Source organism: Bradyrhizobium sp. I1.14.4 (assembly GCF_050435825.1).
Taxonomy (GTDB): Bacteria; Pseudomonadota; Alphaproteobacteria; order Rhizobiales; family Xanthobacteraceae; genus Bradyrhizobium.
In genome coordinates this window covers 1-24,673 of the sequence record NZ_JBNDLA010000014.1, presented here as the reverse complement: position 1 = coordinate 24,673, position 24,673 = coordinate 1, and the positions used below count along the sequence as shown (strand labels likewise).

Below are 24,673 nucleotides of genomic sequence, written 5' to 3'. Positions count from 1 at the left end.
CGCAATTATGGTTAACGGCGCGTTAAGGCCCGCAGGATCGGCGGGATGCCGCTATTTGCGATAGACCTGCGCCGGATCGAACAGCCGCTCGGCGTCGACGAATGACAGGCTGACATCGCCGCCCTCGCCCTTCACTGCGCGATAGAAACAGGAGCGCCGTCCGGTGTGGCAGGCGGCGCCGATCTGCTCGACCTTGATCCATACCGCGTCCTGATCGCAGTCCATCCGGATCTCGACCACGCGCTGGGTCTGGCCCGAGCTCTCGCCCTTGCGCCACAGCGCATTGCGCGCGCGGCTGAAGTACCAGCCTTCGCCGGTCGCGATTGTCTTGCGCAGGGCTTCGTCGTTCATGTGCGCGACCATCAGCACATCGCCGGTCGCGGCATCGGTCGCGACGCAGGTCACAAGACCTGTCGCGTCGAATTTGGGCTGGAAGGCCAGCCCCTCTTCGCGGTCGTGATCGTGGGTCGATGCAGACACGGGAAACCTCGCTTGGAAAAATGCGAGGTTACCGGTTCGGTCCTCGCACCAGGGACAGGAAACGCTGCTGCTCCGCCGGATTGTCGCGGAACATGCCGGTGAAGCGGCTGGTGAAAGTCGATGCGCCATGCTTGGCGACGCCGCGCACCGACATGCAGGTATGCTCCGCCTCGATCAGCACTGCAACGCCGCGCGGCTTCAGGACCTCGTCGATCGCGGCCGCGATCTGCGCGGTGAGATGCTCCTGGGTCTGCAGACGGCGGGCGAAGATGTCGGTCAGCCGCGCCAGCTTGGAAAGGCCCACGACGCGCTCCACCGGCGTATAGGCGATGTGCGCCTTGCCGTAGAACGGCATCATGTGGTGCTCGCACTGCGAGGTGAATTCGATGTCGCGGACCAGGACGAAATCGTCGTAACCGGCGGTCTCGCCGAAGGTGCGGTTCAGCACTTCGGCCGGGCACTGATGATAGCCCTGATAAAGCTCGTCATAAGCCTCGACGACGCGGCGCGGCGTATCGAGCAGGCCCTCGCGGCCAGTGTTCTCGCCGATATAGGCGAGCAGCGTCTTCACGGCCACCTCGGCTTCCGCCCGCGATGGGCGCAGCTGGTCGGCACGGACGGCCGCCGCCATGAATTCTGAGGGGTCGAGCTCGCTGGCCCTCTCACTCGTCTTGGCGTCGGCTGGCTTGTTGGGGCGAATCGATTTGATCAAGGCGTCCATGTCTTCTCCGTTCGACCGGCCCTGGCATTGCCGTTGGGCCGGATGTGTCACCGGGCAGACGGGGCGGATCATCGAACCGCCGGGCGCCTGAGTCCCATTCTTGTAGCACCACCGCGGCGTATGTGGCCCGCGGTGGCCGCATGGCCGGGCTATGTTTCCGGCGATGCCGTCCATATATAGGACGGTGAAACCCAGCCGCCAAGAGCGCCCGGCACGGCCGGAACCAGGCATCTGTCCCCATGCTGAACGACATTTACAACAAGCGGATCATCGAGTTGGCCGGCAATATTCCGCGCCTCGGACGGCTGGCCGACCCGGACGCCAGCGCCACCGCCCACTCCAAATTGTGCGGATCGACCGTCAAGGTCGACCTCAAGATGGACGGCCCCGTGGTGACGGACTTCGCCCATGACGTGAAGGCCTGCGCGCTCGGCCAGGCGTCCTCCTCGATCATGGCGAGCCATGTGGTGGGTTCGAGCGCGGACGAGCTGCGCGAATTGCGTGAGACCGTGCGCAAGATGCTGAAGGAAAATGGCCAACCCCCGCAGGGCGGCAAATGGGCCGACATCGCGCTGCTCGAACCGGTGCGCGACTACAAGGCCCGCCATGCCTCGACTCTGTTGACCTTCGACGCCGTGGTCGATGCGATCGGCCAGATCGAGGCCAAGGCAAAGCAGCCCGCCTAGGTCTTACTGCCAGCGGAAGCTCTACTGGGACGGCTGGACCGGCGCCGGCGCTGCGGTGCCGCCGGTCGGCGCCACGGCCGCCTCGGCGGTCTTGGTCGCCTTCGCGGCCTGCGGCCGCGCCTCCCCCTCCGTTACGCTGCTCACGAAGCGATCGCCGTTCTTCGGCTTCGCCTCGGCGACGGGAATTGCATTGTCCTGCCGCGGCAACACGTCGGTGACCACATCCGTGGTGACGAGATTGGTCAGCCGCAATTCGGTCGCCGACAATTCGTGCAGGTCTTCCCACGGCGGCACGCTGAGTGCGAGCGACAGCAGCTCACCCGCCCCTCCCATGTCGAAGGTGTACTTGGCAAGGCGGCCGATATCGCGCTCGACGATCATCAGGTCCTGCGCGGTGTAGCTGGCAGCCTTGGCGTCGTCGGCGCGGTCACCCATCCAGATCTGATGCACGCGGACGTGGGCGGCCGGCGGAACGTAGCGCGTCTTGCCCGACAACAGCAGGAACACGCACATCGACTCGCAATAGGCATCCGGCAGCACGCTCGCGCGGTCGCTCTGCGCGGCCTGATTGACGACGCTGACGCCGACGGTGGTCAGCGCGCCGAGACCGCGGAAGCGGCGGCCGAGCGCGATTGCGTCGTTGACCGAGCCGCCGCTGGAGTCGAGCACGATGGTGGCGCCGTTGAGCTGGCGGCTGCGCGCGAACTCGTCGAATTCCTTGGGGCTGTCGGCCGTGATGATGCCGACAGCCGACACCCAGCCCCGGCAATTCGGCTGGCAGGCGACCCAGCTGAACTTCATCGGCAGCTTGCGCTCTTCGAGGGTCGAGGTGGCCTGCGCCGAATGACCCGGTGTCGTCACGGCACCGGAAACTGCAAAGCAAAGGGCAACGGCGCCGACAAGCGCCCAACTGCGCGACGAAAGCGAGTTCACGAGCCTCAATTTGGTTCCTTCCCCCAAGCCCTTGGTGATGCGAGCGGTGGCAATGGCCCCATGGCAATGCGCCACGATTCTGTCATCGGCGCGTTATGGGAACGGTAGCGTTGCTGACCCGGACCGTCCATAGAGCCCTTGCTGCAGCGCCATCGGTGCTGTGCAATAATAACGAACTGTGGCGTAAATATCTGCAAAAGAACAGTTCCTTGGCTTGGAACCCCCGCAAGACCACGTACATACTTGCGTATGCCGTCGAGAGATCAATCAATGTCACACCATGCGCGATGCATGGACTGTGCCACCACCATGCGCCGCCTGCCGCGGAACTTGGGACGCGCCCTGATCTGGATTTACCGGCACACGCTGTCGCCGCTGGTCGGCTACAACTGCCGGCATCTGCCGACCTGCTCAGTCTACGGCGACGAGGCGATCGAGCGCTTCGGACTATGGGCCGGCGGGTGGATGACGCTGGCGCGGCTGCTGCGCTGCCAGCCCTGGGGCACATCTGGAATCGACAACGTGCCCACGGTAAAGCCGCCAGGCGCCCATTGGTACTTGCCCTGGCGCTACGCCCGCTGGCGCGGCGTCAACGAGAATTGATGAATTGCTGCAGGGCTTCCAAGCGCGATGCGCATTGCTGTCCGGTGGAACTGTGGCGACACTTGGCGCATTGTTTCATTGCCCCGCTTGGGGAGGAAACAACAATGCGCTGGAAAATCAGCCACAACGGTCACGATCCCCGGCAGATCGATTTGCTGGCGGTGCTTGCCTTGCTGGTCGTGATCGTTGCCGCCTACGGCTATTTCACCCACAATTCGAACAAGCCGAGCACGACGGCATTCATCGTGCCCAGCCAGAGCGTGAAGTGGTGACCGCAGCGTGGCGAGTTCCAAGGCGTTCCTGACGCCGATTAGGGCGCTTCCGCGAAACCATGTGTAGAAACCAGCAATTCACTCGGCCGCAGCAGTGCGCGCCGTCCGTTGCGGCCGCGTGATGACCACGACCGCAAGGGCCGCTGCAACGAAGGCCGTGGCCACATAGCCCGCACCGTGGAGCCATTCGCGCGCGAACAGCAATCCGCCGATCGCGGAACCGATCGCCTGGCCGACATAAAGCACCGAGGTATTGAGCGAGACGGACGCCGACGCGAGCGCCGGCGCCGCGCCGACCAGACGCACCTGCTGCATCGAATTGGTCGACGCAAAGCCTAAACCCCACACCGCAACGGACGCGGCCATCAATGCATAGGCGCCGGCGCTCATTGCCCAGCCGGCCACACCGGCGAGCAGCAGTCCGGTGAACAGCACCGACGTCTTCCAGGCGCCCCAGGAATCCACGATGCGCGTCGCGATCGCGATGCCGACGAACCCGAAGATGCCGTACAGCGCGAACACGATGCCTACGGCGTCCGCATTGGCGCCGGTCAGCTTGGCGAGTAGCGGCCCCATGAAGGTGAACACCACGAACTGGCCGGACATCTGCAATGTCGTGATCGACAGCAGCAAGATGACGGTCGGATTGCGGCCGAGATCGGCCCATGTCCTCAGGTCGACCGGCGCGCCATGCAATCCGCCGGGCAGCCGCCACCACAACAGCAGCGAGCTCATGAGCCCGGTCAGCGCGATCACGCCATAGGTTGCGCGAAAGCCGTATCGGCTTGCGATGAAGGTGATCAATGGCAGGCCGATCGCGGCGGCGAGCGACCAGCCGAGAAAGGTGTAGGCGATCGTGCTGCCGCGCCTCTCCACCGGCACGATCAGCGCCGCGGTGCCGGCCGCCTGCGGCGTGTAGAGGACGCCGACCGCGAGCATTATCAGGCGGATGATCAACAGACTGTCGTAGTCCGGCGCGAAGGCGGATGCCGCATTGGTCAGCGTCAGCACCAGAAGCGTCGCTGTCAGCAGGGCCCGCCGTTCGAACCGGCTGGTCAGCCACGCCGTCACCGGCGAGCCCACGCACAGCACGATCGCGCCGAAGGTGATCAGGAGTCCCGCGGTGTGGATCGTGACGCCGAGCCCATCGGACAATTCCGCAAGCATGCCGGCCGGCGCCAGCACCGAGCAGCCGGTGACGAAATTGCCGAGCATCAATGCGGTGGGAGCGAAGCGTTTCACGCTGCGTTGGTAGCAGACTCCGAGATCAATGCAACTGCATCTAAATGCATGACACTTGATCGATTTGCGCGACTTGCGCTCACGGCGACGGCGATGCTGCGGGTACCGCATTGACGCTCGGCGACACAGCGGCCGGCAATGGGCTCGCAGGCTTCGGGCCAGCGGTCACCGCCGGGCACGACGCCAGCAGCTGCGTCCACCCCTGCTCCAGCCCGGTCGTATCGATATCGAAACTCGCCAAGCCGGGCTGAGGGCCGGGCTTGGGGTCGGGCTTGGGGTCGGGCTTGGGGTCGGGCTTGGCGTTGGACTTGCCGTCGGGCGATGGCGTGCTTTCGCCGACCTGCAGGTGCGGCGTCGCCAGCATCGCCTTGACGGTGTCCGACGTCACTGGATCGCTCCAGACCTCGTATTTGCCGAACCGCGCCGGCAACCTGCCGAACGCGACGGTCTTGGTGGCGCCGGCCATCATCACCATCGTGCTCTTGCCGGCGGCGCCCTCGTCAAACTCGCGCACGAACATCAGCCGCCCGCGATCCTTGTTCTCGCAGAACAGCCGCCACTCCATCATGCGGAACGAGCTGCCGTCACCCTTTTTCTGCTGCGCGATCTTGCGGACATAGGGTCGCATTTCCTTCTCCACCGCCCACAGGGTTTCCGGCAAGGGCCGCGTATCGATTCCAAAGCGATAGAGTTCCGGCCGCGTCAGCACGTGCAGGTTCTCGAACTTCACGGTCCGGATGAGGTCGCTGAGCTCACGGCTGATTCCCATCGCCGCGAGGAATGCGTTGCGGTCGCGATCGGCACTCACCATCTCGCGCCGCCTGAAGTCCGCGACAACCTGCGGCGGCGGATGCCCGTGGACCACGAACATCAGCCTGGAGTTATGCACCGCGAGCACCGAATCGGGCGCGACTTCGCGGTCGGTCGCGCCCAGGAACAGATAGGCGCAGGCCGAAACGCACATCGCGTTGCGCGTGGTGAGCTCGGCCTCGACCTCACCCTTCGCAGCCTTGATCTTTAGGCAGGCCGCGTCGGTCTGCGTGCCCGTGGAACAGGCCGGCACGTTGGTGCGGCCGACCCGGGCAATTGCCTTGTGCGCGCGCAGAAACCGCGCGATCGCGTAGGACTGCTCGACGTTTCCGCCCGGCGAATGGAGGTAGATCGGAAGCTGCCTGTCCTTGACGGCAAAAAGGAAGGTGCGAATCCGCTGCGCGGCTTCCCGATCGATTTCGCCTTCGATCGCGATCCAGCGATCGCAACCCGCGCCGCAGGCGTTCGCCGGCCCCTTGGCGAGATAGATGGTCAGCCGTTTTGCAAATCCGGCCTTCTCGACCGGTGTTTCTTCCGCCCGCAAGATGCCCGGGATCAGAAGCAACGCCACGAAAAACAGGAGACGGGAAAACATGAACCTTGCGGATCGCGCGATGGCGGAAAAATGGACGGCGGACGTTAGACGATGATCGGCAGCGTCGCAACGATCAGTGGCGTCAGATGCGGGCGAGCTTCCCTCAATTCCGTGCGGCCGGAGGCCCATTTTCTTGATATTGCCGGATTGCAGGCGTCAAATCCCCTGCTATACCGCTGCTTTCCGCTTACCTGCGCTCGTTCGCAGGAGTGAGCTGCAGGAGACATCGATGACAGACACGCCCAAATCCGAATCCGGATTCCAGTACAGCCTCTCCAACCTCAAGCCCGCAGAACCCGTGAACAAGATCGCCCTCACCTTCCCTGATGGAGCGAGGCGCGATTTCCCGAAAGGGACCACCGGCCTCGACATCGCCAAAGGCATTTCGCCCTCGCTCGCCAAGCGCACCGTCGCGATGGCGCTCGACGGCACGCTCGCCGACCTCAACGATCCGATCGAGGCCGACGCCAGAATCGAGCTGATCGGCCGCGAAGACCCGCGCGCGCTGGAACTGATCCGGCACGATGCCGCGCATGTGCTGGCCGAAGCCGTGCAGTCGCTGTGGCCGGGTACCCAGGTCACGATCGGCCCGGTAATCGAGAACGGCTTCTACTACGACTTCTTCCGCAACGAGCCGTTCACGCCAGAAGATTTTGCCGCGATCGAGAAGCGGATGCGCGAGATCATCGCGCGCGACAAGCCGTTCACCAAGGAAGTCTGGGATCGCGAGAAGACCAAGCAGGTGTTCCGCGACAAGGGCGAGGCTTTCAAGGTCGAGCTGGTGGACGCGATTCCCGGCAACGAGCCGATCAAGATCTACATCCAGGGCGACTGGTTCGATCTCTGCCGCGGCCCGCACATGACCTCGACCGGCAAGGTCGGCAACGCCTTCAAGCTGATGAAGGTGGCCGGCGCCTATTGGCGCGGCGATTCCAACAATCCGATGCTGACCCGCATCTACGGCACGGCATTCGCCAGACAGGAAGACCTCGACGCTTACCTCAAGCAGATCGAGGAAGCCGAGAAGCGCGACCATCGCAAGCTCGGCCGCGAGCTCGACCTGTTCCACTTCCAGGAGGAAGGCCCCGGCGTGGTGTTCTGGCACCCGAAGGGCTGGACCATCTTCCAACAGCTGATCGCCTATATGCGGCGCCGGCTGCTCGGCGACTACAACGAGGTCAACGCCCCGCAGATCCTCGACAAGGCGCTGTGGGAGACCTCGGGCCACTGGGACTGGTATCGCGAGAACATGTTCGCGGCGCAATCAGCCGGCGACGAGGCCGAGGACAAGCGCTGGTTCGCGCTGAAGCCGATGAACTGCCCCGGCCACGTGCAGATCTTCAAGCACGGGCTGAAGAGCTACCGCGACCTGCCGCTGCGGCTCGCCGAGTTCGGCGTCGTGCATCGCTACGAGCCGTCGGGCGCGATGCACGGCCTGATGCGGGTGCGCGGCTTCACCCAGGACGACGCCCATGTGTTCTGCACCGAACAGCAGCTCGCCGAGGAGTGTCTCAAGATCAACGAGCTGATCCTGTCGACCTACGCCGATTTCGGCTTTGACGGCGAGCTCACGGTCAAGCTCTCGACGCGGCCGGAGAAGCGGGTGGGCACCGACGAGATGTGGGATCACGCCGAGCGCGTGATGGCGACCGTGCTGTCGGAGATCAAGGCACAGGGCAGCAACCGCATCCGGACCGAGATCAATCCGGGCGAAGGCGCGTTCTACGGGCCGAAGTTCGAGTACGTTCTGCGCGACGCCATCGGCCGCGACTGGCAGTGCGGCACGACCCAGGTCGACTTCAACCTGCCGGAACGATTTGGCGCGTTCTACATCGATCACGACGGCTCGAAGAAGGTGCCGGTGATGGTGCACCGCGCGATCTGTGGCTCGATGGAGCGGTTCATCGGCATCCTGATCGAGCACTATGCCGGCAACTTCCCGCTCTGGCTGGCGCCGACGCAGCTCGTGGTCACGACCATCACCTCCGAAGGCGACGAGTACGCCAAGGTGGTGGCGGCAGCGGCGCGCCGGGCCGGGCTGCGCGTCGAGATCGATCTGCGCAACGAGAAGATCAATTACAAGGTCCGCGAGCATTCGCTGGCCAAGATCCCGGCGCTGCTCGTCGTCGGCAAGAAGGAAGCCGAGACGCATTCGGTCTCGATTCGCCGCCTCGGCAGCGAGCGGCAGACCGTGGTGCCGACCGATGAGGCAATCGCCGCGCTGGTCGATGAAGCGACGCCGCCGGACGTGAAACGGGCGCGATCCGTCGCCTGATCTTCACAATCGGTCTAAACTGGCTTTCGTTGGCTTGGTCGTGCCCCCATCTTGGGGGCACGACTCCACCTGAAGGACATTTCCGTGCCCGATGCCATTGAACTCCTGAAGACGCGACGCTCGATGAAACCGCGCGAGATGACCGGCCCGGGCCCGTCCGCGGCCGAGCTCGAGACCATTTTGACGATCGGCGCGCGCGTGCCCGACCACGGCAAGCTGGCACCGTGGCGCTTCATCGTGTTCGAGGGCGACGCCCGGGCGCGGGCCGGCGACGTGATCGCGAAGGTCTTCGCCCGCAAGAATCCCGGCGCGCCGGCCTCCGATATCGAGGTCGAGAAGAAGCGCCTGACCGATGCGCCGCTGGTGATCGGCGTGGTCTCCTTCACCAAGCCGCACCCGAAGGTGCCGCCGTGGGAGCAGGAATTGTCGGCGGGCGCGAGCGCGATGAACATCGTCAACGCGGCGACGGCGCTCGGTTACGGCGCCTGCTGGCTGACCGGCTGGTTTGTCTTCGACCGCGACGTGCTCGACGGTCTCGGCCTGAAGCCGGACGAGAAGCTCGCCGGCCTGATTCATATCGGCACGCCGACCAGGCCGAGCGAGGATCGCCCGCGCCCGGCGCTGTCGGATATCGTGACGCGGTTTTGAGATGGGTTCATTTGCGTCATTGCCCGGGCTTGACCCGGCAATCCATCAACCAAAAGAGTCTCTCTGAAGAACGATGGATGCCCGGGTCAAGCCCGGGCACGACGTCCAAAAAAGGCGCCTAAGCCGCCTTCGCCGCGCGCTCCGCAAAGCCACTCAGCAAGGCCGCGATCTCGTGCCCGGGCCTGGCGGCGCTGAACAGGAAGCCCTGCACCTCGTTGCAACCTTCGGCGCGCAGCCAGTCGAGCTGATCGACGGTCTCCACCCCCTCCGCGGTCGTGGTGATGTTGAGGCTGCGGCCGAGGCCGGAGATCGCGCGCACGATCGCGAGGCAGTCGGAGCGCCGTGCCAGATCCTTCACGAAGGAGCGGTCGATCTTGATCTTGTCGAACGGAAAGCTGCGCAGATAGCTCAGGCTGGAATAGCCGGTGCCGAAATCGTCCATCGAGATGCTGACGCCGAGCTCACGCAGCTGATGCAGGATCGCGAGATTGGCTTCGGTCTCCGCCAGGAACACCGACTCGGTGATCTCGAGCTCGAGCCGCCGCGCCGGCAGGCCGGAATGCGCCAGCGCCGAGATCACGGCCTGGACCAGATTGCGGCTGCGGAACTGCACCGGCGACAGATTGACCGCAACCTTCACGTCGGCCGGCCATTTGATCGCCTCGGAGCAGGCCTCGCGCAGCACCCATTCGCCGAGCGCAACGATCAGGCCGATGTCTTCGGCAACCGGGATGAACTCCGCAGGCGAGACCATGCCCTTCTGCGGATGCTGCCAGCGCAGCAGCGACTCGAAGCCGCTGATACGGTCGGCCACGATATTGACCAGCGGCTGGTAGTGCAGCTCGAACTCGCCGTTGCTGAACGCGGCACGCAGGTCGCGCTCCATGTCGCGGCGCTTCTGCGCCTGCTGATCCATCTCCGGTTCGAAGAAATGGTGCACACGGCCACCCTCCGACTTGGCGCGGTACAGCGCCATGTCGGCGTTGCGCATCAATTCTTCCCAGGTGGTGCCGTCGCCCGGCGACAGCGCGATTCCGATGCTGGCGCCGACCACGACTTCGAGCCCGTCGATCTTGTAGGGCGCACTCAACACATCGATCAGCCGTTCGGCGAAAGTGCTCGCTTCGTTCGGCGAGACGTCGGCGGCAAGCACGATCGCGAACTCGTCGCCGCCGAGGCGGGCTGCCACGTTGTCGCCGTTGACCTCTGACCTCAACCGCTCCGCGACCAGCTTGAGCAGCCGGTCGCCCATCGGATGCCCGAAGGAATCGTTGACGTTCTTGAACAGATCGAGGTCGACGCACAGCACCGCGACGCGCTTGTTGCCGTTTTGGCCGCGCTCCAATGCCTCACGCAGGCGCTCCTGGTAGAAGTCGCGGTTCGGCAGGTTGGTGAGGCCGTCATGATGCGCCATGTGCGCGATCCGCGCTTCGGCGGCGCGACGTTCGGTGATGTCGACCACAGCGACCAGATAGCCGTCGCGGCCCTCGAACGCCACCTTGCGTCCGAATGTCAGCACATGGATCTCGCTGCCGTCGGCCCTGATGTGCCGCCAGTCGCGGCTCGATTGATAGACGTTTCCGATCTCCCGCAAAGCGGCGCTGTGCACGCTCCACTCATCCACCGGCCAGATCTCGCGCAGCGTCATGCCGAGAAACTTCTCCCGGCTGTATCCGTAGTGCTGAACGGCAGCGTCGTTGACGCTGAGGAATTCCATCGTGCCGGCGTCGAACACCCACATCGGCATCGGGTTGTTCTCGAACAGCAGGCGGAACGACACCTCGCGCTGCTTCAGCGCGGTGACGTCGGAGACGGTCAGCGACAGCATGTCGCCGAACGCCGTGACGCCGAGCCGCAGGCAGCGATCGCCGCTGTCGATCTCGAACTGGCTGCCAGGGCCGCTTCCGACGAACCCACGCAGGCGGTTCATCACCGCCGGCGCCGCAAGCGGGTTGCCGCCGGCGCTGAGCCGGCGCCATAGCAATTCGGTCGCGGGCTGCATCAGGAGCCTTGCGGCGCCGTGGTTGAGATGCACGATCTGGAAGTCGGCCGGCTCGCCCCGCGCATCGCGGATCGCGGCGAGCGACAGCACGCCCTCGTCGGTGGCCGAGAAAATCGTGTCGAGAAGATTGTACTGCGTGTTGCGCTCGTTGACATAGACACCGACCAGGATACCGCCCCAGCGCGATCGCGTCGGCAGCGCCAGCACGTCAAAGGTCCGCACCAGACCATCGCGCACGCAATGCGCCGATGCGAGATAGGGCCGGCAGTTCTCGCGTGCGTTTGCGGCGGCTTCGGTCAGCGCGGTGGCGCAGTCCGGCGACAGCGCGCTGAGCGGAATGTCCCAACGCTCGTCGTTCAACCACGTCTGGACGTAGCGGCCGGTGTGCGAGACGCTGAGCACACCGTCGACTTTCCGCAGCAGCACGATATGATCCGCGAGCCGGCCGAGACTGCCGAGCATCACGTCTTCATAGTGCGGCAGCTGTTCACCGGGACGAACCGCGGCCTGCCACTTGCGTTGCAGAACCGGAACGTCGGCGAACATCACCGAATTGAACTTGGCCGATGTCGTTGCTGATTTCTTGTTGGCCATGACCATGGCACGCCCCGTTCACGCAAACGCCAGAGCGCGATCCGGAAAAGTGCGAAACGGCTTTCCGGGAAGATCCTGCTCAAGCAAAAAGCTTAAGCGCGATGACCTTCCATCCTGGTCTCGCCGCGCTTAAATCCCCGCGGCATCCAAGTCATGCCGCGGCTTAACGTCATGTAAAAATAGCGATGACGTCCATCGTCGCGAGCGATTATGACGGCTCAAATTCGCGCGATGGTTAGTTGGCGTTAGAGACTATGACAGCTGCATGAAAATGCGGCTCGGCCGGGCGCGTCAGCGCGCCACGACCTCGACTTCGCCGTCGACGCCGTTGACGACGTTGAAGGGACGCTCGAATACCTTGCCCTCGTTCTTGGCGATCGCGCGATACTCGCCTTCGGAGAGCACGACGCGCGGGAACGCACCGATCGATTCCTTGATCACGTCGCCGCCCGGCGTAATCACCGACCATGCGGTGTTGGCAAGCGCCTCGCCACCCTTCTCGCTGACCAGCTTGAGGGTGATGACAGCCGCGCGATGCGTGACGGTGACGTCGGTCAGCTTGCCCGCCGCGACGCGAATGTCGGAACGCACCACCGAGTTGGCGTCACCATAGTTGGAGACGATGTAGTAGGTGCCCTCGGGCAGCAGTGCGACGTCACCGGCAGAGACGTTGGGCACCAACGGGCCACGGTCAGAGCCGTCGAACTGGCTGCCCTTGTAGATCGCGAACGAAATCTGGTTGGCCGGGATCTTGCTGGAGCCGACCCGGCCCTCGATCCGCAGGCCTCCGGCGGGCAACACGAAGGACTCGCGGTCGGTCTCCGATTTCAGGCTGACGGCGCGCACCGCGCTGACAAGACCAAGCGCGACGTGGACGACGTAATTGCCGGGCGGCAACACGACGTTGGGCGTCGCCCCGCGTTCTTCGCGGATCAGCTTGTAGGTGCCGTTGTCATCCGGCTTGTCGGCGAACACCCGCCACACCAGCCCGGCATTGATGACCGGCAGATCCTTGCCGTACCGCGCCGTCAGCGACAGCACCGCCTGCCCCGCGGTCGGCGAGCCGGCCGGCGGCGGCACCGGAGGGACGGTCGCAATCGAGGGCTGCACGATGGTCGGCTGGTTCAGCGGACCGGGCAGAACGGGCCCCGAACCGGAGCCGGAGGGCGGTGCCAGATTGAGTGCCGGGCCGGACGGCACCTCCGGGACCAAGGCGGGCGGGATCGGCGGTGGCCGATCGCTGAAGAACTGCGCCGACACGGAACCGGGGATCAGGACGAGCAAAAATGTCGCAAGCGCCAATAGCGGAAGGAGCCGCATGCCCCGCCCGCATCCGCCGATGCCGTTGCCCCTCGAAGTCATCACCATGCTTTTCAACGAAAACGCGGCAAATTCAAGCCTTCGTCCAAGGGTTGGTCACAGTCCAGACGGAGCCGTCCCGCATTTGGAACCGCTCGATCAAGCCGATGTTAGCAATATCGTCGCGGTCCAGTCACATTCCCTGCCTACCGCGGTCCACCCGGGGCATGAATCGTGCCTGTGGGGAATAACCATGAAGACGGACGACGCTGGCGCGGCCATGCTGTGCGGCCTAGTCTCGTGCTGGCAGGAGATTTGTCGTGTTGGATAGCTGGATGGGCCGAGGCCACAAGAGCTCCGACGGCCCCGACAAGGTGGGACTGGGACCGGTCCGCCGGCCGGTGATCGGGCTTGCGCTGGGCGGCGGCGCCGCGCGCGGCTTTGCCCATATCGGCATCATCAAGACCCTGCTCGCCCATGGCATCGTCCCCAATGTCGTGGTCGGCACCTCGATCGGCTCCGTGGTCGGCGGCGCCTATGCGGCCGGCCATATCGACACCCTGGAGCAATGGGCCCGCAGTCTGCAGCCGCGCAGCGTGCTCGGCTACCTCGACATCCGCCTCAACGGCTCCGGCCTGATCGGCGGCTCCAAGCTGGCTGCCGAGATCGAAGCGGCGCTAGGCCAAGTCATGATCGAGGACCTCACGGTCAAGTTCGCCAGCGTCGCGACCGAAGTCCGCACCGGGCACGAGATCTGGCTGACCCACGGTCGTGTGGTCGATGCCATGCGCGCCTCCTACGCCCTGCCCGGCATCTTCGCGCCGGTGCTGATCGGCGACCGCTGGCTGGTCGACGGCGCGCTGGTCAATCCGGTACCGGTCTCGGCCGCCCGCGCGCTCGGCGCCGAGATCGTCATCGCGGCGAATCTGTCCAGCGACGTGTTCGCGCACTCGACCACGATCTACAATCACGGCGCCGCCGCGCCGGAGGTGACGGTCGCGGTGACCGCCGAGGCAGAGGCCGAGCCGGAGCCTCCGAAGCGCCGGTTTGGCCGCTTCTTCTCGGCCGAGCGCACCGTGAAGCGGGAATTTTTCGGCAGCGCGAGCCGGCCCGGGATCTCGAGCGTCATGGTCGACGCCTTCAACATCATGCAGGACCGCATCACCCGTGCGCGCCTCGCCGGCGATCCGCCGGACATGCTGATCTCGCCGCGGGTCGGCCAGATCGGCTGGTTCGACTTCCACCGCGCCGACGACCTGATCGCACACGGCATCCGCGCCGCCGAACGCGCGATCGGCGCGATCGAGGAAGCGATCGATATCCTGGTGCCGCCGTCGACCGGCGCGGGCACGACCGGGAAATAGCGCTCAGGCGGTCTTGATATAGTCGCGCAGCGCCTCCTGCTCGAGCTCATATTCCTGCACGCGGCGCTTGACGACGTCGCCGATCGAGATCAGCCCGACCACCTTGCCGTCATCGACCACAGGGAGATGCCGGAATTTGCCCGTGGTCATCATCTCCATGAGGCCGCTGACGGTATCGGACTGGCGGCAGCTCACGACCTTCTTGGTCATGACCGCGCTCACCGGCTCGTCCAGCACGCCCGCGCCGCGCTCGCTGAGCACGCGCACGATGTCGCGCTCCGACAAGATGCCCTCCATGCGGCCCTGCTCCATCACCAGCACCGCGCCGATCTTGCGCTCGCCGAGCAGCTTGATCGCGGCCGACAGCTTCGCGCCGGGCGCGACGCTCATGACCTGATGGCCCTTTGCATCGAGAATGGAACGTACCGTCATTGTCGCCTCCTGAATCCCTCGTGCCCCGCTTGAGCGGGTCGAGCCTGTTCGCCAGAGTCTTCAATCAACAGTTCCGCGCCGATTTCGGTTCCGGGGCGCGGTCGGTAGCAGGGCTCGATTTGTCGGCCCGCTTTGTTTCTGCGTCGCGAAGATGATGGAGGAATTCGAACCGAGCCGCAAGCGGCGATCAGACGCGCCCCGACTGATCCACCGATGACGCATCTGCAGCATGTTCTCGCGTGCGCGGAATCGGATCGAACAGCGAGAACAGCAGCAGCCCGGCGATGAAGCCGCCGATATGAGCCTGCCAGGCGACGCTCGCGCCCTCGCCACCGAGCGACAGCGAGGTGGCGCCGAACAGGATATTCACGCCGAACCAGATCGCCAGGAAGGCGAGCACCCGTCCATTGCGCAGCGCCCGCCACAGCGACAGCGCCGGCACCTTGGCCGCCGCCTCGGCGTCGCCGCGGCTGAACGACAGGAAGCTGCCCTTCACGAAGGCGAAGCGGATCGCCGCCGCCATCGTCCCCGACACAGAGGCCGACGCCCCGATCATCGGCGCGATCGCGTGCTCATGGGTCAACAGATGTGCGAGCGCGCCGGCGGCCGCCGTCACCGCCATGAAGACAAAGAAGCGCGCCGCGCCGAAGCGCCGCGCCAGCGCACTGCCGAACGGCAGCAGCCACAGCATGTTGAAGCCGATATGCGTCAGGTTGGCGTGCAGCAGAGAATAGGTGACGAAGGTCCAGACCTTGGCGCCTTCGCCACCCGGAAAGGTGATGTCGAGCAGCGTCGAATCGTAGCGCTTCGGGATGAAGCCGAAGACGTCGATGGTCCAGTTCTCCATCTCCGGCGGCAGCAGCACCCGCAGATGGATCACCGCGATCAGCAGGATGTAGGCGGTGAGCGCCGGCGGCAAGGTCAGGATCGGCTCGCGCGGCGCCTCCGGCGGCGGCTCGAGCGGGGATTCGGGATGGGAGTCCAAGGGGTCAAAGACCTCGCACGCGGCTGTGAATCCCAGATAGGCGGCTTTCCCGCGACTGTGCAAGTGCACAATCCCGAAATCGGACACCGGTGTCGCGCGGCGCCATATCGAGACAAACACATTGGGGCAAAAGAAAAGGGAGGGCGCTGAGAACGCCCTCCCTGATCGGCTGGTCTTCTCGTGCCCCAGGAGGATCGGGAGACCATCCCCACCCCTCCCCGCACCATGACCAAACTGTTTGAAGCCACCTGTGTACCAACCGCGCCGGCGCTTGGGGCAGCCGGCGTGAACGGGAACGCGAGGACCCTACGCGGCGTTCCCGGGGACGCCAAGGACATAGTTAAATTTACGTTAACAACACAAAGCTGCCGATAAGACGCCCAAAGCGCGGCCACGGCATGGACGCTGCACAGCCTTCCCTGCACAACAGAGAAGGGAAGGCGCCTGAGCAAAACCGGGACAGATGTGTCCCGCCGAGACAGGTGCCGGGCAAGGTTCTTTAGATGAAACACAGCTCCAGCCGCGAGTTCTTCGCCTATTGGAATGCGAAGCGCGGCAACGCGCGTGCACCTGACCGGAGCGAGTTTGAGCCGTCCGCGGTGCGCGAGCTGCTGTCCGACATCTTCGTGCTGTCCTATGACGGCGAGACCCGCTTTCCGTTCCGGGTCGCCGGCACCCGCACCTCCGCCCTGCTCGGCTGCGATCTCAAGAATCGGAGCTTTTCCGCCCTGTTCGCCGATGCAAGCCGCGGCGAGATTGAAGACATCATCACCTGCGTCGTCGAAGAGACGCTGCCGGCCATCGCCGGCGTCACCGCCACGTCCGAGTCCGGCTCCAAGGCGCATCTCGAATTGCTGCTGCTCCCCTTCACCGCCCGCGTCCATATGCCGGCGAGCCTCACCGGCCTGCTGGCCCCGTTTGAGGACGACGTCACCCGGCTGCACGACCTCGTCCTGACCTCGTGGCGCTACCTGCACCCCCAGGAGCGGCTTGTGCCGCGGACCCTGCGCAAGCTTGCCATCGCGCGTGGCCTGATGGTCTACGAGGGCCTGCGCTAACCGCGGCCCCCGTCCGGCCCGGCGTGGATAGCAGACGCCGGTCGCTTGCACCGCGGGCCGTGGAACTCTATTAGCTGTCTTGCCGCCACGGCGGGGTACCCCCGCTTATTGCAGCTGCGGCCGGGCTCGGCATGTTTCGGAATTCGATCAGGCAGAAGATTGTCGGCATTGCCGCAGGACTCATCGTCCTCGCGGTCATCACCTCGCTGCTGTCCATGGTGATGGCAGGCCAGGTCGGCCATCTGCTTGACGAGCTCACCAATCGCTACATCCCCGCCTACGCTCATCTCGCCCGCGTCAACGTCCGCTCGCTGGAGCGGTCGCTGGCGATGCGCCGGATGATGATGGCGAAGATGCAGGAGCCGGGCGAAGAGACCGGCTACGCAAGCGCACGCAAGACCTTCGACGAGATCGAGCCCACGATCAAGCGCGAGGCCGATGCCGCACGCGCGCTCATCGATGCGATTATCGCCGATCCCTCGACGCCCTCCGACAATTATGCGCTCGGACGCCTCGATGACCGCATCGACAACGCCGTCAACGACCTCTTGGCGCGCCTGAACGCAGAGAACAAGACGCTGCTCGATCAGCTCGACGCCAAGGACTTTGCAGCTGCGAGACAGACCACGCTCCGGGCGGACGCCTTGCGCGACGAATTCAACAACAGGATCGAGGGCATCCGCGCCGACATGCTGGCTCAGGTCGGCTCGGCCGCGGCCAAGGTGATGGGCGCCCAGCAGCGGGCGATCATCATCTCCGGTGTCGTGACCGCCATTGCCGCGATCCTCGGCTTCGTGTTCGCGATGCTGGTCGGCAGCGGCATTACCGGCCCGGTGATGCGGCTGCTGGAGGGCACCCGCGAGATCGAGGCGGGCCGCCTCGACGGCAGCATCGCCATCACGACCCAGGACGAGATCGGCCAGCTGTCGGCCGCCTTCAATCGCATGATCGAGACGCTGCGCCACAACCAGCGCATCCGCGAAACCTTTGGCCGCTACATCAATCCGCGGATCGCCGAGGGCCTGCTCGAACAGCCCGCGATCGCCGCCACCGAAGGACAGCGCCGCATCATGACGGTGATGTTCTGCGACATGAAGGGCTTCACCCGCCTGAGCGAAGGCGTGACGCCGCGCGGCCTCGTCAAGATCATGAACCTCTATCTGTCGACGATGTCGGCGCCGGTCCAGGCGCATCGCGGCATCATCGACAAATACATCGGCGACGCCATCATGGCCTATTGGGGTGCTCCCTTCGTCGAGGAAACCGAGCAGACCCATCTGGCCGCGCTGGCCGCAATCGACATGGTCGGCCAGGTCAGCCAGCTGCGCAAGGATCTGCCCGAACTGCTCGGCGTGCGCGCGATCCCGACCGACTGCGACATCCGCATCGGCATCGCCACCGGCGAGGTCTTGGTCGGCAGCATCGGCTCCGAATTCATGATGAGTTACACCGTGCTCGGCGATACCGTGAACCTCGCCTCGCGGCTGGAGGGCGCCAACAAGTTCTACGGCAGCCGCAGCCTGATCTCGGAGGCCACCGCGAGCGCCTGTGCCGCAACCATCGAGCTGCGCGAGATCGATCGGCTGGTCGTGGTCGGCCAGACCCAGCCGGTCGCCGTGTTCGAGATCATCGGCAAGAAGGACGAGCTGACGCCGGCACAGACCGAGTTGCGGCAGCGCTACGCGGATGGCCTCGCCGCCTATCGCGACCGCCGCTGGGGCGACGCCGAGCAAGCTTTCGCCGCCGCGCTCGTTGCGGTACCGGCCGACGGCCCATCGATCGCCATGAAGGCACGGGTCGAGAGTTTCCGGCGAAATTCGCCAGCAGCCGATTGGGACGGCGCGTGGCACCTGGAGCACAAGTAGCGCCGCATATATGCCGCCTGCATGAGCGCGGCGCTTTGTAGCATTGAATAACCTGGCCCTTCACGGTCCGCGTCCGAGCCGCTCTTTACAATTGAGCCTCGATCGCCGCCTTGTCGATCACCGACCAGACCTCCACGATCTTGCCGTCCCTGAATTCGTAGAACACGTTCTCGGCAAACGAGACGCGCCTGCCGCCGACATCGAGACCAAGAAATCTTCCCTTCGGCGTACAGTCGAACGCCAGACGGCTTGCGACATGGGACGCATCTGAGATCAACAGCGCGACGTTGAAGCGAAGGTCCGGGACGTCGCGAAAATCCCGCTCCAGCATCTCGCGATAGCCAGATAGCCCGATCCGCCGGCCGTTGTGGGAGACGTCGTCCGCGACGAACTGACCGAGCTGCGGCCAGTCCTGCCGGTTCAGACAGGCAATGTAGTTTCGGTAGATCTCGGAGAGGTCCGTCTGCATTATCGATCACCCTTGTCGCTGCGAGCCCAGATAGCCGAGGATTTGAACGCGATTCTAACACCGATGTTAGTTTCGACTTCGCACGCGTGCGCGAGGTCCTGAAGAGACAGTGCGGTTGCCGCATCGGCAAACAATTTTTCAGAACGCGCGGAATGCTCTCCTCGATCGGGAGTTATTGCTTCAGAGCAATGACTGTCCTTGTCGAATCGGGAGGTGTGCATGTTCAAGTCACCGACGAAACTCGCAATGCTTGCGACAGTTCTGACAGCGCCGATCGTCCTGTTCCCACCGCAGACCGCCATCGCGGCGGGCGGAGGTGGTGGCGGCGGCGGCGGCGGTGGAGCAGGCGGCGGAGACTTCTACGGGTCGAGCTACGGCACTCCGGTTCCTTCCTACCCTCAGGAGAAGGGCAGAAAGGCAACGCACAAGATCAAGAAACCCATCAAGCAATCCGGCTTCGACGATCCGGCATTCCGTGACGGCTATCGCGCGGTCTATGCGACGATCTACGAACGCAACGACTACGCCGCCGCGATCGATCAGCTCCACGCGCTCGGCCGCGACGATCATCCGAACGTCGCCAATCTGATCGGCTATTCCTATCGCAAGCTCGGCGACTACAAACAGTCGCAGGTCTGGTACGAACGCGCGCTGAAGGCTGATCCGAACCACGTGCTGACGTGGAACTACTACGGCCTGTGGCAGATCGAACAGGGCAACCGCGACCAGGCGCAGTATCATCTGCAGCGGATCGCCGAGATCTGTGGCACCGACTGCGAGGAGTATCGCACGCTGGCGGCGGCCTTGGAGAAGCCGCCGGGAACGAATCTCGTCTATTGAGCGCATCGGCTTGTAGCCGGTATGAGCGGAGCGGCATGCGAGGAAACACCGCCCCCGGATGTCGCTGGCGCACATCCGGGCTGCGCGTCCAAGCCGCGCCTGCGCCACCCGCGTGTCCGTTTTTGCGGGAATTTCGCCGTTTTGATCGATGCGATCGACGGGTAGTTTGCGCGCCGGGCGACGCAAGCGGATACGTTGAGATCGATCATCATGACCTGGCGGATTCTCGCGTGGAGCGGCATCGTCGTCGCCGCGCTGGTTCCAATCATCGGCGGCATCTGGCTCCTCACCCTGCCCGCCGCATCGGCATTCAGGGTTCAGCCTGCGATCGCAAAGCAGGAGCTCGACGCAACGCTTGCGGCGCTGAAGCCGCCGAAACGGGCGCGCCCCTTGATCGCGATCGTCGGCATCAACGACATGACCGAGACCACTGACTATCTGATGCCCTACGGCATCCTCAAGCGCGCGGATGTTGCCGATGTAGTCACGCTGGCGACGGGGCCCGGTCCGGTCACGCTGTTCCCGGTGCTGAAGGTCGAGCCGGATGCGACCACTGCTGAATTCGAGGCCGCGCATCCCGACGGCGCCGATTACGTCATCGTGCCGGCGATGAGCCGCGACGATGATCCGGCCGTCATGCAATGGACCCGGGGCCAGGCCGAGAAAGGCGCTGTGATCGTCGCCGTCTGCGCCGGCGCCAAGGTGCTCGCCTCGACCGGCCTGCTCGACGGCAGGCGCGCCACCACGCACTGGTTCTATCTGAAGAACTGGCGCAACAAGCATCCCGCCATCCAATACGTCGCCGACCGCCGCATCGTGGTCGATCGCGGCGTCGCGACGACGACGGGGATTTCGGCGTCGATGCCGATGTCGCTGACCCTGATCGAGGCGATCGCCGGCCGCGACAAGGCCGAGGCCGTCGCGCGCGAGATCGGCCTGCCCGGCTGGGACGCGCGACATGACAGCAACGCCTTCAAGTTCACGCGTCCCTTCGCGCTGACCGCCATCCGGAACACGCTGGCGTTCTGGAACCGGGAACAGTTCGGCCTCGCGCTGGCTCCCGGCGTCGACGAGGTCTCGCTGGCGCTGGTCGCCGACAGCTGGTCGCGCACCTATCGCTCGCATGCCGTGACGTTCGCCGCGACCGGCGACGCGGTGACGACCCGCAACGGCCTGCGTATTTATCCGCAAGTCGTGGCGCCGGCCTGGTCCGCAGATCGTCTGCTGCCCGCGGTCGGCACCGCGCCGCCCGCGCAGGCGCTCGACCGGGCGCTTGCCGGGATCGAAACACGCTATGGCCGTGATACGGCCGATTTCGTCGCCATGCAGCTCGAATATCCACGGGCTGACGCCGTGCAGTGAGAGATCGCCTCCCCAACAACGTATTCGATCCTCCATCCATCCCATTGTCATCTGCCTGTCATGAATTGTGCCGACACGTCAGCGCCGGACCAGTTCGGGGACACGCATGGACTATTTCAAACGCTTCAACTTCCTGTTTGCCGCGCCGGTGTTCGAGGCCGACGACCTCGAAGGCATCCGCTTCAACCAGATCATTGCCGAGATCGAGCGCTCCGGCTTCGAGGTGGTCCGCGCCCGCAAGCTGGAAGATGCCGAGATCGCGGTGCAGACCGATGCCGCGATCGGCTGCATGGTGGTCGACTGGGGCAAGAAGGGGCTTGAGGGCAAGACCGCCGCGTTGATCAATCTGATGCGCCGGCGCGGCCTCGATTTCCCGATCATCCTCCTGATCCGCCGCAAGCGCTTCGAGGATCTGCCGGTCGAGGTGCTCGATTTCATCGACGGTTACGTGTTCCTGTCCGAGGAGACCCCGCCCTTCATCGCCAAGAACCTGATCAGCCGGCTCAAGCAATATGCCGAGAATTTGAAGACGCCGTTCTTCGGGGCGCTGGTCGACTATGCCGAGGAAGGCAACCAGCTCTGGACCTGCCCGGGTCACAATGGCGGCGTGTTCTACAGCCGCAGCCCGATCGGCCGGGTGTTCGTGGAGCATCTCGGCGAGGCCGTGTTCCGCGACGACCTCGACAATTCCGTGCTCGACCTCGGCGACCTCCTCACCCATGAGGGACCGGCGCTGAAGGCGCAGAAGGAGGCGGCGCGAATCTTCGGCGCCGAGAAGACCTATTTCGTGCTCAACGGCACCTCGACCTCCAACAAGGTCGCGCTCGGCTCGCTGGTCACCGACGGTGACCTCGTGCTGTTCGACCGCAACAACCACAAGGCCGCGCATCACGGCGCGCTCCTGATCGGCGGCGGCATTCCGGTCTACGTGCCGACGGTGCGCAACGCCTGGGGCCTGATCGGGCCGATGCGCTGGGACCTGCTCGATGAGGGCGCCCTGCGCGACCAGATCCGCAAGCACCCACTGGTCAAGGACGAGAACGCCTGGAAGAAGGAACGTCCGTTCCGCGTCGCCGTGGTCGAGCAGTGCACCTATGACGGCACCATCCACTCGGCCGAGATGATCCTCAAGCGGATCGGCCATCTCTGCGATTACATCCTGTTCGACGAGGCCTGGGCCGGCTTCATGAAGTTCCACCCGATCTATTCCGGCCGTTTCGCGATGGGGCTCGCCAATCTCGGCCCCGAGGCGCCCGGCATCATCGCCACCCAATCGACCCACAAGCAGCTCGCGAGCTTCTCGCAGGCCTCGCAGATCCACATCCGCGACCGCCATATCAAGGGCCAGAAGCGCCGGGTCGAGCACCGCCGCTTCAACGAAAGCTTCATGCAGCACGCCTCGACCTCGCCGTTCTATCCGATCTTCGCCTCGCTCGACGTCGGCGCGCAGATGATGAAGGGGCGCTCCGGCGAAGTGCTGTGGGACGATACGATCCGGCTCGGCATCGAGCTGCGCAAGAAGATCCGCGCGGTGAAGCGCGAGTTCGAGGAGAAGGAGACGCGCGCGGAGCGGCGCTGGTTCTTCGAGCCGTTCGTGCCGGACCGCGTGATGATCCCGGACGTCGCGCGCGAAGGCGGCGTGCACAACGTCGCCTGGGAGACGATCTCGACCGATCAGCTCGCGACCAATCCGTCCTACTGGCAGCTCAGCCCGGGCGAAACCTGGCACGGCTTCCCCGAGCTGACCGCGGGCTTCGCCATGACCGACCCGAACAAGCTCACATTGCTGACGCCGGGCTTCGATCACGCCACCGGCGCCTATGCCGATCACGGCATCCCCGCCCCCGTGGTGGCGCAATATCTGCGCGAGAACCAGATCGTCGCCGAGAAGAACGACCTCAACTCCCTGCTCTTCCTGCTGACACCCGGCGTCGAGGCCAGCAAGGCCGGCACGCTGGTGTCCGGGCTCGTCGCCTTCAAGAAGCTGCACGACGACAATGCGCTGATCGAGGACGTCATCCCCGAATTCTTCCGCCGTTGCCCGCAACGCTACAGCGGGGTGCGGCTGCGCGACCTCTGCGGCGACATGCATCGCTTCTTCCGCGACGGCGGCGTCAGCACGCTTCAGGCCAGGCAATTCCTGCCCGAACATCTGCCCGAGATCGCGATGTCGCCGCGCCAGGCCGCGCAATATCTCATCCGCAACGACGTCGACTATTTGCCGATCGACCAGATCTTCGGCCGTATCGCAGCGACGCCGTTCGTGGTCTACCCGCCCGGTATCGCCACCATCGTGCCCGGTGAGCGGCTGTCGGAACGAAGCAAGCCGATGATCGATTATCTCAAGATGTTCGAGGCGAGCTTCAATGCGTTCCCCGGCTTCGAGGTCGAGGTCCAGGGCATCTACAAGGAGATCGACGAATCCGGCCGCGTCCGCTTCTACACCTATGTGGTCTCCGAATAAGTGAACGGTCAGCGCGCAATGGAGAATGATCACAAGATCGCCGTCCGTCCCTCCCGACGCGATGCTGTCGATCTACCGCTATCATATCCGCCACGGCATCGAGGAAAGTGTGGACGACTCGGGCACGCCCGAGCCTGACGACCTGCGCGACCGCCGCAAGAATTTGCGCAACACCCGGCTGCCGCACCTGGTCGCGCTGTGCGACGGCGAGGTGGTCGGCTACGCCTATGTCGTCCAGTTCCGCAAGCGCCCGGCCTATCGCTACACGGTGAAGCATTCGATCTATATTCACCACCGCTTTACCGGCAAGGGCGTCGGCGGGCTGCTGCTGCAGGAATTGGTCGACACCTGCGCCGCGGCCGGCTTCCGCCAGATGATCGGCTACATCGATAGCGACAACGCGGCGTCGCTCGCGCTGCACGACCGCTTCGGCTTCGCCCGCGTCGGTCACTTGCCAGGCGTCGCCTACCGCTACGGCCACTGGTCCGACACCGTGATGGTGCAGCGCTCGCTCGCCGCCGGCGCCACCGCCCCGCCGCCGCCCGCGCCGCTGTCGCGGCAGTGATGGGCAGCCCAGCCCACAAGCGTCGTCCCTGCGAAAGCAGGGACCCATACTCCGCGGCGGGTGTTGTGTGAGCGCGACTCGTCGTTCCAACATCGCTCAACATGACCAT

22 protein-coding genes are annotated in these 24,673 nt (G+C 64.8%); 12 read left to right on the top strand and 10 right to left on the bottom strand.

What is annotated here, in order from left to right; all coding sequences use genetic code 11:
• Positions 1–51 precede the first annotated feature (51 nt).
• Together hisI and folE are read right to left on the bottom strand one after the other, a co-directional pair.
• Entirely contained in the window at positions 52–480 is a 429-nt protein-coding gene (gene hisI / locus ABIB78_RS25010) for a phosphoribosyl-AMP cyclohydrolase (protein ID WP_429029254.1), read from the bottom strand.
• Between the two features lie 28 nt (positions 481–508).
• A complete protein-coding gene (folE, locus tag ABIB78_RS25005) occupies positions 509–1,201 on the bottom strand; it encodes a GTP cyclohydrolase I FolE (RefSeq protein ID WP_429029253.1) in 693 nt (230 codons plus the stop codon).
• A gap of 239 nt (positions 1,202–1,440) precedes the next feature.
• Here folE and ABIB78_RS25000 point away from each other — a divergent pair, with 239 nt between their 5' ends.
• Entirely contained in the window at positions 1,441–1,887 is a 447-nt protein-coding gene (locus tag ABIB78_RS25000) for an iron-sulfur cluster assembly scaffold protein (protein ID WP_429029252.1), read from the top strand.
• Positions 1,888–1,908: 21 nt separating this feature from the next.
• Here ABIB78_RS25000 and ABIB78_RS24995 read toward each other — a convergent pair whose 3' ends face one another.
• Positions 1,909–2,829, bottom strand: coding sequence for a hypothetical protein (locus ABIB78_RS24995; protein WP_429029251.1), 921 nt, complete (start codon positions 2,827–2,829; stop codon positions 1,909–1,911).
• A gap of 261 nt (positions 2,830–3,090) precedes the next feature.
• On the opposite strand from ABIB78_RS24995, the gene yidD reads away from it, so the two are divergent.
• Both yidD and ABIB78_RS24985 read left to right on the top strand, forming a co-directional pair.
• On the top strand, positions 3,091–3,423 hold the full coding sequence (gene yidD / locus ABIB78_RS24990) for a membrane protein insertion efficiency factor YidD (protein WP_429029250.1): 333 nt from the start codon (positions 3,091–3,093) through the stop codon (positions 3,421–3,423).
• A gap of 104 nt (positions 3,424–3,527) precedes the next feature.
• Positions 3,528–3,695 (top strand): hypothetical protein, encoded by a 168-nt coding sequence (locus tag ABIB78_RS24985; RefSeq protein ID WP_166297657.1) that lies wholly within the window; start codon positions 3,528–3,530, stop codon positions 3,693–3,695.
• A gap of 78 nt (positions 3,696–3,773) precedes the next feature.
• On the opposite strand, the gene ABIB78_RS24980 is transcribed toward ABIB78_RS24985, so the two are convergent.
• Entirely contained in the window at positions 3,774–4,910 is a 1,137-nt protein-coding gene (locus ABIB78_RS24980) for an MFS transporter (RefSeq protein WP_429029387.1), read from the bottom strand.
• A 106-nt stretch (positions 4,911–5,016) separates the two neighbouring features.
• Entirely contained in the window at positions 5,017–6,342 is a 1,326-nt protein-coding gene (locus tag ABIB78_RS24975) for an ATP-dependent Clp protease proteolytic subunit (protein ID WP_429029249.1), read from the bottom strand.
• Between the two features lie 229 nt (positions 6,343–6,571).
• On the opposite strand from ABIB78_RS24975, the gene thrS reads away from it, so the two are divergent.
• The gene (gene thrS / locus ABIB78_RS24970) at positions 6,572–8,617 is read left to right on the top strand and encodes a threonine--tRNA ligase (protein ID WP_429029248.1); all 2,046 of its coding nucleotides are present in this window, start codon (positions 6,572–6,574) and stop codon (positions 8,615–8,617) included.
• An 84-nt stretch (positions 8,618–8,701) separates the two neighbouring features.
• Positions 8,702–9,265 (top strand): nitroreductase family protein, encoded by a 564-nt coding sequence (locus ABIB78_RS24965; RefSeq protein ID WP_429029247.1) that lies wholly within the window; start codon positions 8,702–8,704, stop codon positions 9,263–9,265.
• Positions 9,266–9,383: 118 nt separating this feature from the next.
• On the opposite strand, the gene ABIB78_RS24960 is transcribed toward ABIB78_RS24965, so the two are convergent.
• On the bottom strand, positions 9,384–11,867 hold the full coding sequence (locus ABIB78_RS24960; protein ID WP_429029246.1) for a putative bifunctional diguanylate cyclase/phosphodiesterase: 2,484 nt from the start codon (positions 11,865–11,867) through the stop codon (positions 9,384–9,386).
• A 285-nt stretch (positions 11,868–12,152) separates the two neighbouring features.
• Entirely contained in the window at positions 12,153–13,223 is a 1,071-nt protein-coding gene (locus ABIB78_RS24955) for a hypothetical protein (protein WP_429029245.1), read from the bottom strand.
• Between the two features lie 272 nt (positions 13,224–13,495).
• Here ABIB78_RS24955 and ABIB78_RS24950 point away from each other — a divergent pair, with 272 nt between their 5' ends.
• Positions 13,496–14,524 carry a patatin-like phospholipase family protein gene (locus tag ABIB78_RS24950; RefSeq protein ID WP_429029386.1) on the top strand — a complete coding sequence of 343 codons (1,029 nt, stop codon included), beginning with the start codon at positions 13,496–13,498 and terminating at the stop codon, positions 14,522–14,524.
• 3 nt (positions 14,525–14,527) lie between these two features.
• Here the strand turns inward: ABIB78_RS24950 and ABIB78_RS24945 are convergent, their stop codons facing one another.
• Both ABIB78_RS24945 and ABIB78_RS24940 read right to left on the bottom strand, forming a co-directional pair.
• Entirely contained in the window at positions 14,528–14,956 is a 429-nt protein-coding gene (locus ABIB78_RS24945) for a CBS domain-containing protein (RefSeq protein WP_429029244.1), read from the bottom strand.
• A 187-nt stretch (positions 14,957–15,143) separates the two neighbouring features.
• The gene (locus ABIB78_RS24940; protein WP_429029243.1) at positions 15,144–15,941 is read right to left on the bottom strand and encodes a rhomboid family intramembrane serine protease; all 798 of its coding nucleotides are present in this window, start codon (positions 15,939–15,941) and stop codon (positions 15,144–15,146) included.
• Positions 15,942–16,444: 503 nt separating this feature from the next.
• On the opposite strand from ABIB78_RS24940, the gene ABIB78_RS24935 reads away from it, so the two are divergent.
• Entirely contained in the window at positions 16,445–16,999 is a 555-nt protein-coding gene (locus ABIB78_RS24935; protein WP_429029242.1) for a PAS domain-containing protein, read from the top strand.
• Between the two features lie 131 nt (positions 17,000–17,130).
• Positions 17,131–18,864, top strand: a complete 1,734-nt coding sequence (locus tag ABIB78_RS24930; RefSeq protein ID WP_429029241.1) for an adenylate/guanylate cyclase domain-containing protein — start codon at positions 17,131–17,133, stop codon at positions 18,862–18,864.
• 85 nt (positions 18,865–18,949) lie between these two features.
• On the opposite strand, the gene ABIB78_RS24925 is transcribed toward ABIB78_RS24930, so the two are convergent.
• Positions 18,950–19,336, bottom strand: coding sequence for an ester cyclase (locus tag ABIB78_RS24925; protein ID WP_429029385.1), 387 nt, complete (start codon positions 19,334–19,336; stop codon positions 18,950–18,952).
• Positions 19,337–19,552: 216 nt separating this feature from the next.
• On the opposite strand from ABIB78_RS24925, the gene ABIB78_RS24920 reads away from it, so the two are divergent.
• The 4 genes from ABIB78_RS24920 to ABIB78_RS24905 all read left to right on the top strand — a co-directional run bounded on the left by ABIB78_RS24920 (position 19,553) and on the right by ABIB78_RS24905 (position 24,564).
• Positions 19,553–20,173 carry a tetratricopeptide repeat protein gene (locus tag ABIB78_RS24920; RefSeq protein WP_429029240.1) on the top strand — a complete coding sequence of 207 codons (621 nt, stop codon included), beginning with the start codon at positions 19,553–19,555 and terminating at the stop codon, positions 20,171–20,173.
• A gap of 210 nt (positions 20,174–20,383) precedes the next feature.
• Positions 20,384–21,535, top strand: coding sequence for a DJ-1/PfpI family protein (locus ABIB78_RS24915; RefSeq protein ID WP_429029239.1), 1,152 nt, complete (start codon positions 20,384–20,386; stop codon positions 21,533–21,535).
• Positions 21,536–21,641: 106 nt separating this feature from the next.
• A complete protein-coding gene (locus ABIB78_RS24910) occupies positions 21,642–23,999 on the top strand; it encodes an Orn/Lys/Arg decarboxylase N-terminal domain-containing protein (protein ID WP_429029238.1) in 2,358 nt (785 codons plus the stop codon).
• Between the two features lie 25 nt (positions 24,000–24,024).
• Complete coding sequence (locus ABIB78_RS24905; protein ID WP_429029237.1) at positions 24,025–24,564, top strand: N-acetyltransferase family protein; 540 nt, start codon at positions 24,025–24,027, stop codon at positions 24,562–24,564.
• The last annotated feature ends 109 nt before the right edge of the window (positions 24,565–24,673 follow it).